Genomic DNA, 17,321 nt, shown 5'->3' with positions numbered 1-17,321 from the left:
CCTCACCAGGCGACGGGCAGCTCCGCGTACCCGTCGGCGATCCTCCCCTCGGTCCTGGGCAGCTCCCGCTCAGGAACGGCCAGGCGCAGCGTGGGGAAGCGCTGGAACAGGCGGCTGAAGACCGCCTCCAGCTCGACCCTGGCCAGGCTGGCGCCGACGCAGAAGCGCGGGCCGTACCCGAAGCTCAGGTGCGGGTCGGTCAGCGGGCGGCGCAGGTCGAACGCGTCCGGATCGGGATAGATCCGCTCGTCCCGGTTGGCCGCCCCCGGTGTGATCACGACGGCCTCTCCCCTGCGGATCGTCAGGCCGCCGATCTCGATGTCCTCGTGCGCGTACCTGGCCAGGCCGTGCAGGCTGGGCGAGGCCAGGCGCAGGATCTCCTCGACCGCCCCCGGCGCCAGCCCCGGATCGGCCCTGAGCAGGTCGAGCTGGCCGGGGTTGGCGAGCAGGAGCAGGACGCCGAAGTCGATGCGGTTGACGGTCGTCTCGTGCCCGGCGAACAGCAGCGAGCCGGCCAGCTCGGCGATCGTCCCGTCGTCGTCCAGCTCTCCGGCCAGGTCCGACAGGACGTCCTCCGCGGGCTCGTGCCGCTTGCGCTCGATCAGGCCCGCCGTGTACGCGCTCATCTCGTCCATGGCGGCCTGCGCCCGCTCCCGCTCGCGCATGTCGCCCATGCGGTACGACAGGCCGCTGAAGTACTCCCTGTCCTCGAACGGGACGCCCAGGAGCTGGCAGATGACCAGCACGGGAAGCGGGAAGGACAGCTCGGCGTGCAGATCCACCGGCGGCGTGAGCTTGGCGAGGTGCTCCAGCCGCTCGTCCACCAGCGAGCCGACGTGCCCGCTGAGCCGCTTCATGCGGCGCGCGGAGAAGGCCGGCATGAACAACCGGCGCATGCGGTCGTGCTCGGCCTTCTCCGTGGCCACGTCGCCACGGGGCCCGCCGAGCAGCGGCGAGCCCGACAGGCGTGGCGCGTTGTCCGGGTCCGGGTGAGAGCGTCCGAGCCGGCCGTCGTTGAACAGGGCGCGGGCGTCTTCGTACCCGCTGACCAGCCAGACCTCGTCGCCCGCCGGGGTGCGTACCTTCGCGATGCCCTTCTCCGCCCGCAGTTCCCGGTACGCCTCGGGCACCTCGAGCAGACTGCTGCGTTCGAAGGGGATGGTAGGAAGGCTCCTCATAGAACCTTACTAACCGCTTTGACGGTCTCCTTCCAGACTCGGGGGAACTCGGCGTGTGCCCGCTCGGCGGTGTTGCGCTCGATCCCGATCAGCAGCCCGTACGTGAAGGTGTCCTCGCCCGCCTGCCGGGCGCTCTCGGCCTCCTTGGCCAGCGTCTCCTGCGCGACCACGCCGTCCTGGTAGGTGCCCAGCACCTCCTGGACGTTCTCGGCCAGCTTGGCGAGCCTGCCCAGGTCGGAGCCCAGGCTCGGCTGGAGCGCCTCGGCGGTGTAGCGGGCGCGCTTGGCCGCCTTGCGCACGTCGTGCATGGCGATCTCGCGGCGCTCCGGGTCCTCGATGGCCTGGGCCTCGTCGTACCGCCTGGTCACCCGCTTCCAGTTCGCGGCGGCTACCGTGCGCAGCTCCGTCTGCGCCGGCCTGGCCGCCGCCTTGCCCAGGGCCGGCGCGGCGACGAGCCGGTCGAGCGAGTCGAGCAGCACGTAGTAGCGGTCGCCGCTGAGCGCCTCCTTGATCCGCTCGTACGCCTCTTCCTCGCGTTTGTGCAGGTCCGAGCCGAGCCGGGCCTGGATGGGCCCCGTGACCAGCTCCGGCGCCAGACCGGCGAGCGCCTTGGTGAACCTGGCCCTGATCACCTCGAGGTCGCGGGCCTCGCCGAGCACGGTGCCGAGCCAGCGCAGCTCCTCCTGCACCTCGCCGGTGTCCGTCACGACGGTCTTGAACGCCTTGAGCGCGCTGCGCAGCCTCCTGGCGGCCACGCGCATCTGGTGGACGGCGTCCTCCTCGGCCCGGCGCACGCGCGGGTCCTGGGAGAGCAGGGCCTTGACCTGGCTCGCCAGGTAGCCGATGACGATCTCACCGGCGCTGCCCGGTTTCGTGGGGGCCGTGGGGAGGGGGGCGGGTTCGAGGAGTTTGGCGAGTTTGCTGGTGGCCTCGGAGGCGTTCGCGCCGGCCTTCCTGAGTCGCTTGCCGACCTTGGCCAGCAGTTGCGGGGTGCCGCCTTCGAGCAACTCGGCCTCGACCTCGCGCCAGCGCAGGATCCTGGGCTCGTCGCCGTACACGGTGCCCTTGACGCGGTCGTCGGCGATCTCGACCAGCCCGGTCTCGCCGTCCTTCAGCACCGTGACGCTTCTGCGGGTCTCCAGCTCGGCGACCACCTTCAGCTCGGCGCCGCGCGTGTAGGCGCGCACGAGCTCGGCCAGCTCCGGGGGGACGAGCTTGGTGCTGCGCGTGAGCGGGTGGGTGATCTCCTGGCGCACGCCCTTGGCCTTGGGCAGCTTCAGGTGCCAGCCCGCGTCGGCACCGCCCCGCCTTCGCCTCAGCGTGACGCCGCGCGCGGCCAGCCGCAGGTCGGGGGTGTCGAAGTAGAGAGCCACCAGCTGGTAGCTCTTCGGGCCGACGATGTCCGCGAGACCACCGAGGTCGGGGATCTCGTACTCCGGAGGGACGTCGAACTTGTCCTCGATCTCGATGCCCACTACACCTCACAAGTGTCCGATTTCGGACCATGATGCCACCGCAAGGTGAACATCACACGGGTTGCAGGAGTTCGATTCTGTTGCCGACCGGGTCAGAAACATAGATGCGTCGATACCCAGGAAACAGGGCGTCTTCCCGCGCGTCGGGCAGTTTGTCCGCGTACGCGTTGAGATCGTCCACCAGGAGGGCGGGGTGGGCCTTGCGCGCGGGCCTGAAGCCCTCCTCGATGCCGAGGTGGATCTCCACCCCTTCGCCCCTGAACCAGACACCTCCGCGGCCCGCCAGCCCGGCGGGCTTGGGCACCTCGCGCAGGCCCAGCACGCCCGCGTAGAACTCGCGTAAGGCCGGCTCGCTGCCCTCGGGCGCGGCGAGCTGCACGTGGTGCAGGCCCTTGATCGTCATTTCTGCGCCACCACGAAGATCCTCCTGAACGGGAACGGCGTGCCGTAGCTCCTGGCCGGGTAGGCCTCGGCGAGCGGCTTGGCGAGGTCGTGCTTGAAGCGCCGCTGCTCGTCGGGGTCGAGGCGGTCGAAGACCGGGCGCAGGGCGGTGCCGGAGACCCATTCGAGCACCGGGTTCTCGCCGTGCAGGATGTGCACGTACGTCGTCTCCCACGCGTCCACCTGGGAGCCGCCCTGGTTGAGCAGGTCGACGTACTCCAGCGGCTCCGCCACGGGCATGCCCCTGGAGAGGTCGCCGAGCCTGTCGGACCAGGCGCGGGAGGAGCACAGCTCGCGGATCGCGACGTGGCTGGGGGCGTCGAAGTTCCCCGGCACCTGGAAGGCCAGCCAGCCGCCGGGGGCCAGCTCCTCGACCCAGTGCTCCAGCACGTCGCGGTGGGCGGGCACCCACTGCAGCACGGCGTTGGAGACGAGCACGTCCATGGGCCGGTCGGGGCGCCACGTGGCTACGTCGGCCACCGCGAACCTGACCGACGACTCCAGCTTGCGGGCCTTGGTGATCATCGCCGGCGAGGAGTCGTAGCCCTCCACGGTCGCGTTGGGCCAGCGGCTGGTCAGCTCCACGGTGAGCTCGCCGTCGCCGCAGCCGGCGTCCACGACGTAGTCGGGCTCGACGGCTCCCACCCGTGAGATCAGCTCGATGAACGGCCGTGAGCGCTCGTCCGCGTAGATCGCGTACGTCACGGGGTCCCAAATATCTCTTGACATAGAGATAATTGATATCGAGAGAGATATCTCGATGTCAAGACAGTACACTTGTGTGTCATGACGGAGGATGCTAGAGACGAGGTCGATCGCCTCGTCGCGGCTTGGCGAGCGGAGCGCCCCGACCTTGACGTCGAGCCGCTCCAGGTGCTCTCTAGAGTGTCACGACTCGCCAAGCATCTCGACCGTGCGCGGCGGGCGGCCTTCGCCGAACACGCATTGGAGCCGTGGGAGTTCGACGTGCTCACCGCCCTGCGGCGGGCCGGCAAGCCCTACGAGCTGAGCCCCGGAGCCCTGCTGCGGGCCACGCTGGTGACCTCCGGCACGATGACCAACCGCATCGACCGGCTCGCCCAGGCCGGGCTGGTGCGGCGGCGGCCCGATCCCGAGGATCGGCGTGGCGTGCTGGTCTCGCTGACGGACACGGGGCTGGCCCGGGTGGACGCCGCCTTCGACGACCTGCTGCGGCGGGAGCGGGAGTTGTTGTCGGGGCTGGGGGCGGCGGATCAGCGCGCTCTCGCGTCGCTGCTCCGCACCCTCCTCACACCCTTCGACTCCCCGCTCTGACCTCGTCCGCCCCTCGGCCCGCCGGGGGGCGTCAGTCGCCCAGGCGGTCGGCGACCTCCAGCCACTCGGCCTCGACCGTGTCCTTCTGGGCGGTGATCTCGCGCAGCTGGGCGTCCAGCGAGCCGAGCTTGGCGTAGTCGCTGGCCGCGTCGGCCATGGCAGCGTGCAGGCGGGACTCCTGGTCGCTGAGCTTGTCGAGCTGGCGCTCCAGGCGGTTGAGCTCCTTGCGCAGCTCGCGTTCCTCCTTGGCGGACAGCCCGCCCTGCTCGGCCGCCGCACCGGCGGGAGCGGCCGGAACGCCGGCCTCCGCCGCGGGGGCCGGCACGCCGGCGCCGAGCCGGGCGGTCACCGCCGTGCCCGCCGCGCGGCGTTCGAGGTATTCGTCCACCCCGCCGGGCAGCAGCGACAGCTTGCCGTCGCCCAGCAGCGCCACGCACCGGTCGGTGACCCGCTCCAGGAAGTAGCGGTCGTGGCTCACCAGGATCAGCGTGCCCGGCCAGCCGTCGAGCAGGTCCTCCAGCTCGTTGAGCGTCTCGATGTCGAGGTCGTTGGTGGGCTCGTCGAGCAGCAGGACGTTGGGGTCGTCCATGAGCAGCCTCAGGAGCTGCAGCCGCCGCCGCTCGCCGCCCGACAGGTCGCCGATGACCTTCCACTGCGCGTCGCCGCGGAAGCCCAGGCGTTCGAGGAGCTGGGAGGCGGTCCACTCCCGCTTGCCGAGCTGGAGGTACTTGCGCACCTCCTCCACCGACTCCAGCACGCGCCGGCTCGGATCGACCTCGCCGAGCTCCTGGGACAGGTGCGCCAGGCGCACGGTCTTGCCCCGCACCACCCGGCCGGAGTCGGGCTTGATCGTGTCGGCGAGCAGCCGCAGCACCGACGACTTGCCCGACCCGTTCACCCCGATCAGCCCGATCCGGTCACCCGGGCCGAACTGCCACGTCAGATGGTCGAGCACCAGCGGGCCCGCGCCGGGGCCGCCCGCGTGGAGGGTGACGTTCTCCAGGTCGTAGACGGTCTTGCCGAGGCGGGCGGCGGCGAAGCGCATCAGCTCGACGGTCTCGCGCGCCGGTGGCTCGTTCGCGATCAGGGCCTGGGCGGCCTCGATCCGGAACTTCGGCTTGGACGTGCGGGCGGGCGGGCCGCGCCGCAGCCAGGCGATCTCCTTGCGCATGAGGTTCTGGCGGCGCTCCTCGGCGGCCTGCGCGATGCGCGCCCGCTCGGCCTTGGCCAGCACGTACGCCGCGTAGCCGCCCTCGTAACGCTCGACCCGCCCGTCCACGACCTCCCAGGTGCGGGTGGAGACGGCGTCGAGGAACCACCGGTCGTGGGTCACCACCACCAGCGCGCTCTTGCTGCCCGCCAGGTGCCCGGCCAGCCACGCGATGGCCTCGATGTCGAGGTGGTTGGTGGGCTCGTCGAGCATGATCAGGTCGTGGTCGTCGATCAGCAGCTTCGCCAGCGCGGTGCGCCGGCGCTCGCCGCCCGACAGGTCGCCGGCCCTGGAGCCGAGGTCGAGGTCGCCGATCAGGTTCGCGAGGATCTCGCGTACGCGCTGGTCGCCCGCCCACTCGTGCTCGGCCAGGCCGCCGAGGACGATCTCGCCCACGGTGGCGCCGGGATCCAGGGTGTCCTGCTGCGACAGGAAGCCGACGCGCAGGCCGCGGTTGTGCGTGACGCGACCGCTGTCGGGGCGCACGGTGCCGGCCAGCACGGACAGCAACGTCGTCTTGCCGCCGCCGTTGCGGCCGACCACGCCGATGCGCTCGCCGGCCTCCACTCCTAGCGAGACGTCGCTGAGGAGCGGTTTGGGGCCGTAGGCGTGGGAAACGGACTCAAGGTTGACCAGATTCATGGCCTACCCAGGGTATCGGCTCCCCGTGGGCCTCCCGCCGCCGATCAGACCAGGACGGCGCCCTGGACGGGGCCGTGCGCGGCCACCGCCGTGTGCGCCGCGCCCGTGGCGGTCAGGCTCTGGGCCAGGTCGCGGGCGTGCGTGGCGTCGATGGCCAGGAAGGCGCAGGTGGGGCCGGAGCCGGAGACGATCGCGCCGAGCGCTCCGTGCTGGCCGCCCGCGTCGAGGGTCGGCGCGAGCTCCGGGCGAAGGTTGAGCGCGGCGGCCTGGAGGTCGTTGCTGAGGTTGCGGCCGAGGGCGTAGGCGTCGCCGGTGCCGAGGGCCTCCATCAGCGAGTCGTTGAGCTGGGGCCAGGGCACCTCGGCGCCCGCGGCCTGCCTGAGCCGGTCGCACTCCGCGTACACGCTGGCCGTCGAGAGCCCGCCGTTGGCCAGCGCGAACACCCAGTGGAACGTGCCCCCCGTGGGCAGCTCGCTGAGCTGCTCGCCGCGCCCCGTGCCGACGGCCGTGCCGCCGATCAGCGAGAACGGGACGTCGCTGCCGAGGTCGCCGGCGATCTCCATCAGGTCCTCGATCGGCAGCCCCAGGCCCCACAGCTCGTTGCAGGCCACCAGCGCGCCCGCCGCGTCGGCGCTGCCGCCCGCCATGCCGCCCGCCACCGGGATGTCCTTCTGGATGACGAGGTCGGCGCCGTAGGTGCGGCCCGCGTGCTTGGCCAGGGCGCGGGCGGCGCGGATGGCGAGGTTGGAGTCGTCGACGGGCACCTGGTCGGACCACTTGCCGTCGACCTGGACGGTGATCGAGTCGGACTCCTTGGCCACCACCTCATCGAAGATCGATACCGCGTGGAAGACGTTGACCAGGTCGTGGTAGCCATCTTCCCTGAGCGGGCCGACAGAAAGCTGCACGTTGACCTTCGCGGGCACACGTACGGTCACCGAACTCATCGATCTTCTGCCACTCTCATCGCTTGCCGGGGTCAAGGACACTCGATGTTATCCGGCACGCAGGACTGACATGCGGTTCTTGAAAGATGAACCGCATGACCCGGCCGCTCACCGGCACGGAGCGTCAAGTTTGGTGGGCATTTGCCGGGGCCGCGCTAGCGGGCGGCGGCCTCGTCGGGCATGGAGGCTCCGGCCTCGGCAGGGTTCCCGGACTCGGCAGGGTTTCCGGCCTCGGCGGGCAGGGGGTGCGCGGCCTCGGCGCGCAGGCCGTCGAGGAAGAACGCCAGGCAGCGGCGCCACGCGCCCGGAGCGGTGCCCATGGACTCGCGGATGACCTGGGACATCGCCCAGATCAGGGTGACCAGGTCCTGGGGCCCGAAGTCAGCGCGGAGCCGGTCGGCGGCCTTGGCGCGCTCGATGATCCGCTGGGCGTCCACGAAGCCCTGGTGACATGCCTGGCTCACGTCACTGGCCAGGGAGAAGCCCTGGGCCAGGGCCTCGTTCAGGCCGTGGTCCTCCGCCTGCAGCGCGAACAGCCCGTCGAGGAAGCCGACGAACCCCGCCCAGGGGTCGGGGTCGGCCAGCGCGGTCGCGGTGATCTGCTCCAGGGCCGCCAGCCGCTGGGGCATGACCGCTCCGAGAAGGGCCTCGCGGGTCGGAAAGTGATTGTAGAGAGTGCCGATGCTGACGCCGGCGCGGCGGGCGACGTGCTCCAGGGGCACGTCGAGGCCGCGCTCGGCGAAGAGCTGGGTGGCGGCGACCAGCAGTTTGTCGCGATTGCGCGCGGCATCCGACCGCAGCGGCTTGGTTCCGGCTGCCATCTCTCCATCATACGAATGTGAGGATGCCCTCAAGTTTGTGGTACGGTCTGGCCCATCAAGTTGAGGAAACCCTCGACTTAATTCAAGGAGAGGCATCGTCATGCCCGCTGCAGCACGCAAGACCGTGGTCGTCATCGGAGCCGGGCCGGGGCTCGGCATGTCCGTCGCCCACCGGTTCGGGCGCGAAGGGTACGCCGTGGCGCTCGTCTCGCGCAGCGACGCCCGCCACGCCGGTTATGTGGCCTCGCTGGCCGGGGCCGGGGTGGAGGCGGCGGCGTTCGTCGCCGACGTGCGGGACCGCGACCGGGCGGCGGCCGCGCTGGACGCGATCGGCGAGCGGTTCGGCGCGATCGACGTCCTCTACTACGGGCCCGGTGCCGGTGACCTGGACGCCGCGCCCGCCTCCATCACCTCCATCACCCCGGCCGATGTCCAGGAGGCGATGGAGCTGGTGTATCCGGCGGTCGACCTGGTCGGCAGGGTGCTGCCCGGCATGGTCGCCCGGGGTGAGGGCGGGCTGCTGTTCGCCGGCGGGCTCAGCGCCGTCATGCCGATGCCCGCGCTCGGCGGCCTGGCGATCTCCTCGGCGGCGCTGCGCAACTACTCACTGACGCTCAACGCGGCACTGGCCGGGAAGGGGGTCTACGCGGGGAGCCTGATCATCGGCGGGCTGATCGAGCGGGGGGACATCCACACGCATGTGGCCTCGCAGCCGGAGCGGTTCGGTGACGTGGGCGGCCGGACCCTCGACCCGGAGGTGATCGCCGGCACCGCCTGGGACCTCTACACCAAGCGGGACCGGCCCGAGGTGACCATCAGCGCCTTCTCGTGACCCGCCCTCGGGCCGGGCTTCCGCACCGCGCCACCCTCGCGCCCGAGCTCCACTTACCCGGCGAGACGCCGGCACCACCCCCGGGCCGCGCCCGCGCACCACACCGCCTCCACACCGCCTCCGCACCGCACCGCCCCGCGCACCGGCCCGCGCACCGGCCCGCTCACCGGCCCGCTCACCGGCCGTCGGCGCCGCATCGTCCCTGGGCGCGTCCCTGGGCGCGCGCTGTCCTCGGCGCGCTGCCTCCCGGGCCGCCGTCCCTGGCGCTACCGCCCCCCGGCACTGAGCCCTCGCGTGGCAAGGGCCCTGGGCGGCAGGGCTGCCCTGTCACAGGGTTCTGCGCGGGGCCGCTCGCCCGTGGGTCAGGGTCGGAGTTCGGCGATGCGGGCGAAGGCCGTCACGTCGAGCTGCTCGCCTCGCGCCGACGGGTCCACCCCGGCCGCACGCAGCGTGCGTTCGGCGTCGGCGGCCGTGCCGGCCCAGGACGCGAGCGCCGCCCTCAGGGTCTTGCGGCGCTGCGCGAAGGCCGCGTCCACCACCTGGAACACCTCCTGCCGCGACGCCGACGTGGCCGGCGGGTCGCGGCGGGCCAGGGAGACGAGGCCGGAGTCGACGTTGGGGACGGGCCAGAAGACGGTACGGCCCACGGGACCGGCCCGGCGGACGTCGGCGTACCAGGCCGCCTTGACCGACGGCACCCCGTACACCTTCGAGCCGGGCCCGGCGGCCAGCCGGTCGGCCACCTCCGACTGGACCATCACCAGGCCCTTGCGCAGCGACGGCAGCACTTCGAGGAGGTGCAGCACCACCGGGACGGCCACGTTGTACGGCAGGTTGGCCACCAGCGCCGTGGGCGTGTGACCCGAGAGGTCGTCGGGCGTGATCTTCATGGCGTCGGCGTTCACGACCGTGAGCCTGTCGGCCGCCCCGCGCTCGGCCACCGTGATCGGCAGCTGCCCGGCCAGCACGGGATCGATCTCGACGGCGACCACGTGCGCGGCCTCCGGCAGGAGCGCGAGCGTCAGCGAGCCGAGGCCCGGGCCCACCTCTATGACCACGTCATCGGGCGAGAGGTCGGCCACGCGGACGATGCGACGGACGGTCCCTGCGTCGATCACGAAGTTCTGGCCCAGTTTTTTTGTCGGACGTAGATCTAGCTTGTTCGCCAAAATACGTATTTCTGCAGGGCCCAACAGCCTCATCATCCAACCAGTCTCCCGCATCGAAGAACGTGCGATGGCGGATGGGGAGACCAAAGGAGAGGATGGCGTGGAACAGGAAGGGACGTCGCTCATGGAACCAACGGGCGCCGCGCCGCTCCGGCCCACCGACCTGCGCGCGATCGGGCCGTACCGGCTGCTGGGCCGGTTGGGCGAGGGCGGCATGGGGACCGTGTTCCTCGCGCGGGCGCCGACGGGCCGGTTCGTCGCGCTCAAGGTGGTCAAGGCCGAGTTCGCCAACCAGGAGGGCTTCGCGGCGCGGTTCCACGTGGAGGTCGAGAACGCCCGCCGGGTGGCGTCGTTCTGTACGGCGCAGGTGCTGGACAACGGCAACACCGGGGACGGCCGGCCCTACATGGTGACCGAGTACATCGCGGGCACTCCCCTGTCGGATCAGATAGCCAAGTTCGGCGCGCTGGAGCCGGGGCCGCTGCACGGCGTCGCGCTCGGCGTCGCCGCCGCGCTGGCGGCCATCCACGTGGCGGAGCTCGTGCACCGGGACCTCAAGCCGGCGAACGTGATCCTCTCGCTGTCCGGGCCCCGGGTGATCGACTTTGGGATCGCCAGGGCGCTCGACCGGGAGACGGGGTTCACGCTGTCCGGCGAGCTGCTGGGCAGCCCGGGCTGGTGGGCGCCCGAGCAGGTGCGCGGCGAGCTGATCAGCCCGGCGGTCGACGTCTTCGCCTGGGGCTGCCTGGTGGCCTACGCGGGCAACGGGCGGCATCCGTTCGGGCGCGGTGACCCCATCACCATGGCCTCCCGGGTGCTCAACACGCCGCCCGACCTCGGGGCGCTGCCCGCGCCGCTGAACGAGCTCGTACGGCGGGCCACCTCCATGGACCCGGCGCTGCGGCCCACGGCGCAGGACCTGCTGATCGCGCTGGTGGGTGGGAGCGCGCCGATGCCGGCGGCGGCCGATCCGCCGACGCTGGTGGCAAGCGAGATGCTGAGCGACTGGCAGCCGCCGCAGAACGTGGTGGACGAGCCGGACATCACTGCCACCTTCACGACGCCGCCGCCCAGTGACGCGACCGGTCGCAGAGGTCCGGCCCCCGCGTCCTCCTCGGCACCGGGCGCCCCGTCAGGCCCCCGTCCCTCAGGCCCTCATCCTTCCGGACCCCATGCTTCGGGAACGCAGGCTTCGGGCCCGCAGGGTTCGGGGCCGCAGACTCCGGGCCCGCAGGCTTTCGGTCACCCGGCGGGGCCCGAGAGCGGGGTCGCCAACCCGGCGTCCGGTCCTGGGGGTTCGCCCACCGCGCCGGGGGCCGCGAGCGTGGCGCCGTCCCTGGAGGAGCGGGCGCGGCGGGAGGAGGAGGCGGCCAAGGAGGAGCTGGCACGCTGGCAGGTGCCCGGACAGGCTGAGGCCCCTCGGCGACGGCTCGGGCTGTTCCGCTCGGGCAAGCCCGCGCGGCAGGAGCCGGAGCAGGACACCGGGCAGCCACGACAGGAGCCCGCCCAGTCGCCGCAGGGCACCGGTCCGGGCACTGACCGGCGGCAGAGCACCGCGCCGGCGCCGGCGACGACGGGGGGTGGGGCGCAGGTCCCGCGGTCCGACGCAGCCGTGGGGCGCGTGCCGCAGGGAGCCGGCTTAGGGGCGGACACGTACCCTGGCACGCTGGGCGCCCCCGCCGGGCGTCCCGGCGAGGACGACACCATCGGCGGCGCGCGCACCCCCGGCACCCGGTGGCTCATCGCCGCCGCGGCCGCCGTGCTGGCCATCGTGGTGACCGTGGCCGTACTGATCGTCACCTCCGCGCGCGACACGACCATCACCGTGACCTCCAACACCCCCACCCAGGCCGCGGGCAGCCCCAGCCCGAACGACGTGGGCCGCAGGTTCGCCCTGGGCGCGAGCTTCGACGACCCCGTCGCGATCGTGACAGGGGCGCCGGAGTGCGGGGTGAAGGAGTTCGAGGGCATCACGTCCGCCAAGGGCCAGCTCTGCGTGATCCGCTGGACGATGCTCAACCCGGGCGGCGAGCGCAGGGTGCTGGTCCAGCCCGTGGTGACCATGGTGGATGACCGGGGCGGCGAGCACGACCCGGCCCCCGTCACGTTGCCGCCGGCCATCCTGCCCGGTGCGCGGGTGGACAGCGCTTTCGTGTTCGACCTGGCCATGTACCGCAAGCCGATGAAGTTGACGGCGACCCTGCTGGAGAACGGCAAGCTGATCGAGGTGGCGCTGTGACGATCAGAGCGGCCCTCGCCGCGCTCGCCCTCCTGATCGGGACGGCCGCGATGCCCCCCGCGGCCGCCGCAACGGCGGTGGCCTGCGCCGGAGCCGCCGACTTCGACGGTGACGGCGTGGACGACGTGGCGGTGGGCGATCCGTTCGCGGACGACCAGAAGGGCGCGGTGCACGTGCTGTCCGGCGGCAAGGTGGTGCCGGTCGGCGTTCCCGGGCTGGCCAGGGGCGATGGCTTCGGCTGGTCCGTACGGCTGGCGAAGCTCAACGGCGACGCCTGCGCCGACCTGGTGATCGGCGCCCCGTACGCGGACGTGGACGGCACCGAGGACGCCGGCGTCGCGTACGTGGTCTACGGCGGCGGCGCGGCGGCCCCCGAGCGCGTGACGCCGCCGCAGCCCCAGCGGTTCGCGCACTTCGGCTGGTCGCTGGCCGCGCGGGGCGACCTGGTGGCGATCGGCGCGCCGTACGAGGACGAGGCCCAGCTCGTCGACGTGGGCGCCGTGTACGTGCGCAAGGGCGCGGGCGAGCCGCGCAGGGTCAGCCAGGAGACCGTGGACGTGCGGGGCAACAGCGAGGTGGGCGACCAGTTCGGCTGGTCCCTGGCGTTCGGGCCGAAGAACGGGCTGGTCGTCGGCGTGCCGTACGAGAACGACGACGGCGCGGGCCGGCAGATCGAGGCAGGCAAGATCGACTCGGGCTCGGTGGTGTTCATCGACGACGTGCTGGCGCCGCAGATCACCTCGTTCAAGCTGGACTCGCCGACGAACGCCTCGGGTGACCGGTTCGGGTACGCGGTCGCGTACGCCGAGGGGTCCGGCTACGCCGTCGGGTCGCCCGGGCCCGGGTACGTGCAGCTCCTCGATCCCGCGCGGAAACCCACGAGGAGGGTGACGCAGGGGGGCAAGCAGACGTTCGGGTTCTCGATGGCCGTCTCGGCGGACGGGCGGCTGGCGATCGGCGCGCCCTATGGCGGTGGTGTCCGGGTCGTCTCCTGGAAGGACGCGGCCGAGGACCGGGAGCTGGCGACCGCCGACGGGCTGTTCGGCTGGTCGGTGGCGTTCAGCGGGAACAAGCTGTACGTGGGGCAGCCGGACGCCGCGCCGTACGGGAAGGTCGCGGTGGCGGCCCGCAACGACGAGGCGGCACCGCAACCGCTCCAGCCACCGAAGGGAGCCGACTTCGGCGTCGCGCTCGCCGGCTGACCAGCCGCCGAGCGCGCCACCGGGCGGCCGGCGCCGAACGAGGCAGGCGCCGAGCAGGCGAGCTTGAGCGGGCGGGCGGAGGGCGCGAGGTGGCGGCAGTGGCGGCTGAGGGCGGGGGTCAGCGGGCGTTCATGGTGAACAGGCGATCGCCGCAGTGCGGCCACTGGCCCTGCCACCTGCCGCCCACCTGCTGGTAGAGGAGCTGCGCCCGGTACGTCTGCTCCTCCTCCGGCCACGTGCTGGGCGTGTCCATGCCGCCCACCGCCTCCCACATGGGCAGGCTGAACTGGTACAGCCCGTAGTAGGGCCCGTCCGGGTTGTACGCCTCCGGGTCGCCGTGCGACTCGCACTCGGCCAGCGACTCCCAGTCGAGCTCGGCGACCTCGGGCTGGATCTGCACGGTCCTCGGCGGGGTGACCGTGATGACCGTGCCGTCCTTGGGGAAGCTGCTCAGCGGCGGGTTCACCAGGTAGCCGCGGCGCAGCGCGATGCGCTTCTGCCTGAGCACCTCGCGCACCGTCCTGGCCGTCGTGCGCGAGGTCACCCGCGTGGTGCCGGCCACCACGTACACCTTCCGCCGCGTGTAGACGGTCAGCTCCATCCCCTCCAGCGGCACCCTGTCGCCGGGCGGGGCCGAGAGCTTGCTGGCGGTGGGGGCGATGTCCAGCTCGCGCAGGGCGTCGCCCACGCTCGTGGCGGTGACCAGGTGCGTGCTGGTGCGGCCGTCGAGGGTCAGGGTGAGGGGGCGCGCGCGGCGCACCTCGATCAGGGCGCCGTCGTCCACCACCTCCTGCGTGGACGGCCGGACGACGTCGCCGTACCCCACGGACACCTCGGCGTCGGCCAGCACTTCCTGGACCGTTCCACCGAACGCGCGGACGTGCCTGCGCTCACCGTCGACCACCACGATGACCTCTTTGACCAGGAACGACACCACAACGAGCGCTCCGACGGCCACCGCCCCCGCCACGCAGACGACCGGCGTCCACGGGGAACGCCATGGAACGGGCGGTCGGGGCGCACGCCTCTTTCCTCGCACGAGCCACCTCCGGTGTGGTGCCAGACGGCCCGAACTTTACGCTTGTCCGGTGCTTGTATCGGGGAGTTCGCCAAAAGTTGGTCACCACTCGCCGAAAACTGTGACTCCGTTGACGCTGATCGCCTCGCACAGCTCGTCCGGGTGGACGTTCTTGACCTCGGCCAGGACGCGCAGGGTGAGAGGGATGAGGTAGGGCGCGTTGGGCTTGCCGCGGTGCGGGACCGGCGGCAGGTAGGGGGCGTCGGTCTCGACCAGCATGAGCTCGGCGGGCGCGATCTCGGCCGCCTCGCGGAGGTAGCCGGCGTTCTTGTACGTCACCGGCCCGGAGAATGACATGAAATATCCGGCTTCAACGCACTTCTTCGCCATTTCGGCGTCACCAGAGAAGCTGTGGAAGACCACCTTGTCCGGCGCGCCCGCCGCGGCCAGCACCTTCAGCACGTCGTCGTGCGCGTCGCGGTCGTGGATCACCAGCGCCTTGCCGGTGCGCTTGGCGATCTCGATGTGCGCGCGGAAGCTGGCGTGCTGGTCGTCCTTGCTCGCCCAGTCGCGGTAGTAGTCGAGCCCCGTCTCCCCCACCGCGCGCACCTCGGGCCGCCCGGCCAGCGCCTCGATCTCGGCCAGCACCTCCGGGGTGGCCTCGTGCGCCTCGTTCGGGTGGATGGCCACCCCGGCGTACACGCCCTCCTGCCCGGCGGCCACCTCGGCGTTCCAGCGCGAGGAGGCCAGGTCGTAGCCGATGGTGACCAGCCTCGTCACGCCGACGGCCCGCGCGTCGTCGAGGATGCTCCGCACGCTCGCCGAGGCGGCCTGCGCGGCCTGCGCCACCGGGTCGCCCGACGACGCCTGCCTGTTGCCGACCATGATGTCGAGGTGGCAGTGGCTGTCGAACACGGGTGAGGAGAGCGCCTCTGGCGCGGCGGGAAGCTTGGTCACGCCATCAAAGCCTAGCCGCCGCGCCGAAGCCGCCGTCACTCAACCGCCCGCCACGCCAGGGCCACTGCCGTCACTCGCCCAGGCGGGCCAGCTCCTCGTCGACGACCTTCGGGTCGAGCTTCTTGAACAGCGGCACGGGCGGCGCCAGCGGCGTGCCCGGCCTGATCGGCCGGTGCTCCCAGCGGGCGGCGCCCTCGGCGTAGTCGCCTGTGATCACCGGGTACGGCGTGCCGCCGTCCTCGTCGACCTCGCGGATCTCCGGCATGCCCGACCACACGCCCTCCCCGCCCAGCATGGCGAAGACCTTGTTGGACGAGCCGGGCAGGAACGGCGTGAGCATCGTCTTGGCGTCGTCCACGACCTGCAGCGCGACGTGCAGGATGGACTTCTGCCGCTCCGGGTCGTCCTTGAGCTTCCACGGCTCCTGGTCGGCGAGGTACTTGTTGGCCTCGCGCACCACGTCGAACGCCTCCGTGATGGCGTTCTTGAAGCGCGAGCGGCCCAGCTCCGCGCCCACCGGCCCGAACGCGCCCCGCGAGCGCTCCAGCAGCGCCCTGTCGGCGTCGGTGAGGTCTCCCGGCTCGGGCACGGCCCCGAAGTTCTTGGCCGCCATCGAGATGGACCGGTTGACCAGGTTGCCCCAGGCCGCGACCAGCTCGCCGTTGTTGCGGTTGACGAACTCCTGCCAGGTGAAGTCGGTGTCCTGGTTCTCGGGACCGGCCACGGCGATGTAGTAGCGCAGCGCGTCGGCGTCGTAGCGGGCCAGGAAGTCGCGCACGTAGATGACGACCTGCCGGGAGGAGGAGAACTTCCTGCCCTCCATCGTCAGGAACTCGCTGGAGACCACCTCGGACGGCACGTCGAGCGCGCCCAGCGCGCCGGGCGAGCCGTCGCGCGCGCCGATGCCGCTGTAGCCGAAGAGCATCGCCGGCCAGATCTCGGCGTGGAAGACGATGTTGTCCTTGCCCATGAAGTAGTAGCCGCGGGCGTCGGGATTCTGCCACCACTGGCGCCACGCGTCGGGGTCGCCCGAGCGCCTGGCCCACTCGATGGAGGCGGAAAGGTAGCCGATGACCGCGTCGAACCACACGTACAGCCGCTTGTTGGGCTGGTCGCGCCAGCCGTCGAGCGGGATCGGCACGCCCCAGTCGAGGTCGCGGCTGATCGCCCGGGGCTGCAGGTCGCCGAGCAGGTTGAGGGCGAACTTCAGCACGTTGGGGCGCCACTCGCCCTGCTTGGACTGCAGGTAGGTGCCCAGCACCTCGGCGAAGGCGGGCAGGTCGAGCATGAAGTGCTCGGTCTCGACGAACACCGGCGTCTCGCCGTTGATGCGGCTCTTGGGGTTGACGAGCTCGATCGGGTCGAGCTGGTTGCCGCAGTTGTCGCACTGGTCGCCACGCGCGCCGTCGTAGCCGCAGATGGGGCAGGTGCCCTCGATGTAGCGGTCGGGCAGGGTGCGCCCGGTCGAGGGCGAGATGGCGCCCATCGTGGTCTTGGGGAAGATGTAGCCGTTGTCGTAGAGACCCTTGAAGATCTGCTGCGTGACGGCGTAGTGGTTCTTCGTCGTGGTCCTGGTGAACAGGTCGTACGACAGGCCGAGGCCGGTCAGGTCTTCGGCGATGACGCGGTTGTAGCGGTCGGCCAGCTCCTTGGCGCTCACGCCCTCCTTGTCGGCCTGGACCTGGATGGGGGTGCCGTGCTCGTCCGTGCCGGAGACCATCAGCACCTTGTTGCCCGCCATCCGCTGGTAACGGCTGAAGACGTCGGACGGCACGCCGAACCCCGATACGTGCCCGATATGGCGCGGCCCGTTCGCATACGGCCATGCCACGGCGGTAAGAATGTGCTGGGTCATGATGCTCAGCCTACGGGTCCCTGAGATTCATTTGTTACGCGG

15 protein-coding genes are annotated in these 17,321 nt (G+C 71.7%); 4 read left to right on the top strand and 11 right to left on the bottom strand.

Features of this window, described 5'->3' with window-relative positions; all coding sequences use genetic code 11:
* Positions 1-2 precede the first annotated feature (2 nt).
* From HD597_RS56880 to HD597_RS56865, 4 genes are read right to left on the bottom strand one after another with little or no spacing between them, the layout of a single operon-like run.
* Complete coding sequence (locus tag HD597_RS56880) at positions 3-1,178, bottom strand: cytochrome P450 (protein ID WP_253756879.1); 1,176 nt, start codon at positions 1,176-1,178, stop codon at positions 3-5.
* Entirely contained in the window at positions 1,175-2,653 is a 1,479-nt protein-coding gene (locus HD597_RS66345; RefSeq protein WP_253756876.1) for a CYTH and CHAD domain-containing protein, read from the bottom strand. Before HD597_RS66345 ends, HD597_RS56880 begins: the two co-directional genes overlap by 4 nt.
* Positions 2,654-2,705: 52 nt before the next feature.
* Positions 2,706-3,056, bottom strand: coding sequence for a VOC family protein (locus tag HD597_RS56870; RefSeq protein WP_253756874.1), 351 nt, complete (start codon positions 3,054-3,056; stop codon positions 2,706-2,708).
* On the bottom strand, positions 3,053-3,799 hold the full coding sequence (locus HD597_RS56865) for a trans-aconitate 2-methyltransferase (protein ID WP_308210906.1): 747 nt from the start codon (positions 3,797-3,799) through the stop codon (positions 3,053-3,055). Before HD597_RS56865 ends, HD597_RS56870 begins: the two co-directional genes overlap by 4 nt.
* Positions 3,800-3,880: 81 nt before the next feature.
* Here HD597_RS56865 and HD597_RS56860 point away from each other — a divergent pair, with 81 nt between their 5' ends.
* A complete protein-coding gene (locus tag HD597_RS56860; protein WP_253756872.1) occupies positions 3,881-4,387 on the top strand; it encodes a MarR family winged helix-turn-helix transcriptional regulator in 507 nt (168 codons plus the stop codon).
* A 31-nt stretch (positions 4,388-4,418) separates the two neighbouring features.
* Here HD597_RS56860 and HD597_RS56855 read toward each other — a convergent pair whose 3' ends face one another.
* The 3 genes from HD597_RS56855 to HD597_RS56845 form a co-directional block, all read right to left on the bottom strand.
* Positions 4,419-6,239, bottom strand: a complete 1,821-nt coding sequence (locus HD597_RS56855) for an ABC-F family ATP-binding cassette domain-containing protein (protein WP_253756869.1) — start codon at positions 6,237-6,239, stop codon at positions 4,419-4,421.
* Positions 6,240-6,283: 44 nt separating this feature from the next.
* Entirely contained in the window at positions 6,284-7,186 is a 903-nt protein-coding gene (locus HD597_RS56850) for a 4-(cytidine 5'-diphospho)-2-C-methyl-D-erythritol kinase (RefSeq protein ID WP_253756866.1), read from the bottom strand.
* A gap of 155 nt (positions 7,187-7,341) precedes the next feature.
* A complete protein-coding gene (locus tag HD597_RS56845) occupies positions 7,342-8,007 on the bottom strand; it encodes a TetR/AcrR family transcriptional regulator (protein ID WP_253756863.1) in 666 nt (221 codons plus the stop codon).
* A 100-nt stretch (positions 8,008-8,107) separates the two neighbouring features.
* Between HD597_RS56845 and HD597_RS56840 the strand changes: the two genes are divergently transcribed.
* Entirely contained in the window at positions 8,108-8,839 is a 732-nt protein-coding gene (locus HD597_RS56840) for an SDR family NAD(P)-dependent oxidoreductase (RefSeq protein WP_253756861.1), read from the top strand.
* Between the two features lie 362 nt (positions 8,840-9,201).
* Here HD597_RS56840 and rsmA read toward each other — a convergent pair whose 3' ends face one another.
* Positions 9,202-10,062 carry a 16S rRNA (adenine(1518)-N(6)/adenine(1519)-N(6))-dimethyltransferase RsmA gene (rsmA, locus tag HD597_RS56835; RefSeq protein ID WP_253756859.1) on the bottom strand — a complete coding sequence of 287 codons (861 nt, stop codon included), beginning with the start codon at positions 10,060-10,062 and terminating at the stop codon, positions 9,202-9,204.
* A gap of 46 nt (positions 10,063-10,108) precedes the next feature.
* On the opposite strand from rsmA, the gene HD597_RS56830 reads away from it, so the two are divergent.
* Both HD597_RS56830 and HD597_RS56825 read left to right on the top strand, forming a co-directional pair.
* Positions 10,109-12,247: a serine/threonine-protein kinase gene (locus HD597_RS56830; protein ID WP_253756856.1), complete on the top strand. Its 2,139-nt coding sequence runs from the start codon at positions 10,109-10,111 to the stop codon at positions 12,245-12,247.
* A complete protein-coding gene (locus HD597_RS56825) occupies positions 12,244-13,449 on the top strand; it encodes an FG-GAP repeat protein (RefSeq protein ID WP_253756854.1) in 1,206 nt (401 codons plus the stop codon). The genes HD597_RS56830 and HD597_RS56825 overlap by 4 nt, the downstream gene beginning before the upstream one ends.
* A 118-nt stretch (positions 13,450-13,567) precedes the next feature.
* Here HD597_RS56825 and HD597_RS56820 read toward each other — a convergent pair whose 3' ends face one another.
* The 3 genes from HD597_RS56820 to metG all read right to left on the bottom strand — a co-directional run bounded on the left by HD597_RS56820 (position 13,568) and on the right by metG (position 17,279).
* Positions 13,568-14,407, bottom strand: a complete 840-nt coding sequence (locus tag HD597_RS56820; protein ID WP_253756851.1) for a resuscitation-promoting factor — start codon at positions 14,405-14,407, stop codon at positions 13,568-13,570.
* A gap of 162 nt (positions 14,408-14,569) precedes the next feature.
* On the bottom strand, positions 14,570-15,424 hold the full coding sequence (locus tag HD597_RS56815; protein ID WP_253756849.1) for a TatD family hydrolase: 855 nt from the start codon (positions 15,422-15,424) through the stop codon (positions 14,570-14,572).
* A gap of 70 nt (positions 15,425-15,494) precedes the next feature.
* A complete protein-coding gene (gene metG, locus HD597_RS56810) occupies positions 15,495-17,279 on the bottom strand; it encodes a methionine--tRNA ligase (RefSeq protein WP_253756847.1) in 1,785 nt (594 codons plus the stop codon).
* Positions 17,280-17,321: the final 42 nt, after the last annotated feature.

Origin of the sequence: Nonomuraea thailandensis (genome assembly GCF_024172165.1) — a bacterium.
GTDB lineage: Bacteria > Actinomycetota > Actinomycetes > Streptosporangiales > Streptosporangiaceae > Nonomuraea > Nonomuraea thailandensis.
Note: the sequence above shows the minus strand (reverse complement) of the source record. Positions and strands in the feature narration are given on the sequence as shown.

Excerpts from the sequence above, each read along its gene's own strand:
- HD597_RS56880 (WP_253756879.1), bottom strand. The coding sequence starts at position 1,178 with ATGAGGAGCCTTCCTACCATCCCCTTCGAACGCAGCAGTCTGCTCGAG.
- HD597_RS56870 (WP_253756874.1), bottom strand. The coding sequence starts at position 3,056 with ATGACGATCAAGGGCCTGCACCACGTGCAGCTCGCCGCGCCCGAGGGC.
- HD597_RS56860 (WP_253756872.1), top strand. The coding sequence starts at position 3,881 with ATGACGGAGGATGCTAGAGACGAGGTCGATCGCCTCGTCGCGGCTTGG.
- HD597_RS56855 (WP_253756869.1), bottom strand. The coding sequence starts at position 6,239 with ATGAATCTGGTCAACCTTGAGTCCGTTTCCCACGCCTACGGCCCCAAA.
- HD597_RS56850 (WP_253756866.1), bottom strand. The coding sequence starts at position 7,186 with ATGAGTTCGGTGACCGTACGTGTGCCCGCGAAGGTCAACGTGCAGCTT.
- HD597_RS56845 (WP_253756863.1), bottom strand. The coding sequence starts at position 8,007 with ATGGCAGCCGGAACCAAGCCGCTGCGGTCGGATGCCGCGCGCAATCGC.
- HD597_RS56840 (WP_253756861.1), top strand. The coding sequence starts at position 8,108 with ATGCCCGCTGCAGCACGCAAGACCGTGGTCGTCATCGGAGCCGGGCCG.
- rsmA (WP_253756859.1), bottom strand. The coding sequence starts at position 10,062 with ATGCGGGAGACTGGTTGGATGATGAGGCTGTTGGGCCCTGCAGAAATA.
- metG (WP_253756847.1), bottom strand. The coding sequence starts at position 17,279 with ATGACCCAGCACATTCTTACCGCCGTGGCATGGCCGTATGCGAACGGG.